Below are 501 nucleotides of genomic sequence, written 5' to 3'. Positions count from 1 at the left end.
GTGTTGTTGACCCCGCTGGCCACACCCGCCCGCTCGGACGGCAGGCCGGAGACCGCGGCCGTCACCACCGCCGTCGTCAGCAGGCCCATGCCCACGCCGAGCCCCAGCAGCGTCGGCAGGAGGGCCGCGTAGCCGCTGTTTTCCTTGAGCAGCACCAGGTTCAGCAACCCGAGCACGCCCAGCGCGAGCCCGGCGACCATGAGCGGCCGCGGGCCGAACCGGCCGGTCAGCCGGCCCGCGATCGGGGCCAGCACCGACAGCGGGCCGAACAGCGGCAGGACTTCGAGCCCGGCCGTCAGCGGGGACGCGTGCCGCACGCCCTGCAGGTACAGCGTCAGCAGCAGGATCGATCCGATCCCGGCGAAGTTCATCGCCGCCGAAACGAAGTTGGCGCTCAGCGTCCGCCCGACGACGTCCAGGGGCAGCATCGGGTCCGGTGCCCGGCGTTCCACGGTCACGAACGCCGCCAGCGCGACGACCGCCACCCCCGCGGCCACGACG

Annotated in this window: 1 protein-coding gene; it reads right to left on the bottom strand. The window is 73.7% G+C overall.

From position 1 onward, the window contains the following. A partial coding sequence (locus G3I65_RS44490; RefSeq protein ID WP_160701443.1) for an MFS transporter occupies positions 1 to 501 on the bottom strand: 501 nt, incomplete at both ends.

The organism is Amycolatopsis sp. SID8362 (assembly GCF_010550475.1).
Classification (GTDB): Bacteria; Actinomycetota; Actinomycetes; order Mycobacteriales; family Pseudonocardiaceae; genus Amycolatopsis; species Amycolatopsis eburnea.
This window is presented reverse-complemented; position numbering and strand designations above follow the sequence as displayed.